At 70.1% G+C, this 1,247-nt stretch carries 1 protein-coding gene; it reads right to left on the bottom strand.

The annotated features are described in order from the left end of the window. A partial coding sequence (locus ABFX46_RS43270; protein WP_346050446.1) for a maltotransferase domain-containing protein occupies positions 1–1,205 on the bottom strand: 1,205 nt, incomplete at its 3' end. Positions 1,206–1,247: the final 42 nt, after the last annotated feature.

The following is a 1,247-nucleotide window of genomic DNA, read 5'->3' as shown; positions in this document are numbered from 1 at the left end:
TTGGCCAGGGTGTGCATCATCGCGGGGCGGGTGAAGGCCTCGGCGAGGAAGAGGACGTCGGGGTCGGTGGTGTTGATGTCGGCCAGGAGCCGTTCCCAGAAGGCGACGGGTTTGGTGTGGGGGTTGTCGACGCGGAAGATCCGCACGCCGTGGTCCATCCAGTGGTGGACGACGCGTTTGACCTCGGTGTAGAGCCCGTCGGGGTCGTTGTCGAAGTTGAGGGGGTAGATGTCCTGGTACTTCTTGGGCGGGTTCTCGGCATAGGCGATGGTGCCGTCGGCGCGGGTGGTGAACCATTCGGGGTGTTCGCGGACCCAGGGGTGGTCGGGGGAGCATTGCAGGGCCAGGTCGAGGGCGATTTCCAGGCCGTGGTCGGCGGCGTAGGCGGTGAAGGCGTCGAAGTCCTCCAGGGTGCCGAGATCGGGGTGGATGGCGTCGTGGCCGCCGTCGGGTGAGCCGATGGCCCAGGGGGAGCCGGGGTCATACGGGCCGGCGTCCAGGGTGTTGTTGGGGCCTTTGCGGTGGGTGGTGCCGATGGGGTGGATGGGGGGGAGGTAGACCACGTCGAAGCCCATGTCGGCGATCGCGGGCAGGCGTTTCATCGCGGTGCGGAAGGTGCCCGAGGTCGGGCCGCGCCGTCCCATCGGGTCGAACGAGGCGCCCTCGGAGCGGGGGAAGAACTCGTACCACGCGCCGTACAGGGCGCGTTGGCGGTGCACGACCAGGGGGTACCAGTCCGACACGGTCAACAGATCCCGCAACGGATGACGCTCCAGCACGTCGTCGACGTCGGGATCGGTGACGGCCTCCATCCGGTCGGCGACCGGGATCGTCTCGTCCCCGAGCTGCTTCGCCAGCCGGTCCAGCGTGGGCTGGTCCTTGCTCGGGACGGCCTCCGCGGCCCGCGCGAACAGCAGGGCCCCCTCGGCGAGCATGAGTTCGACGTCCTGCCCGCGCGGCACCTTGATCTGCGCGTCATGCCACCAGTGCGCGATCGGGTCGCCCCACGCCTCCACCCGAAACGACCACGACCCAAGCTCGGTCGGCGTCACCTGCGCCGACCACCGGTCCAGACCGACCCCGACCTCGGCCATCCGCTGCCCCGGCAACTCCTCGCCACCGGGCGTGCGCAGCACCACCGCCGCACCCAGCATCTCGTGCCCCTCACGGAACACCGTCGCCGACACCTCGACCGTCTCACCCACCACGGCCTTCGCCGGCCACCGGCCGCACCCCACCACCGGCGC

The sequence above is a fragment of the Actinomadura chokoriensis genome (assembly GCF_039529475.1).
GTDB classification, from domain to species: Bacteria; Actinomycetota; Actinomycetes; order Streptosporangiales; family Streptosporangiaceae; genus Spirillospora; species Spirillospora bangladeshensis.
The sequence above is the reverse complement of the archived record's forward strand: the minus strand, read 5'-3'. Positions and strand labels throughout refer to the sequence as shown.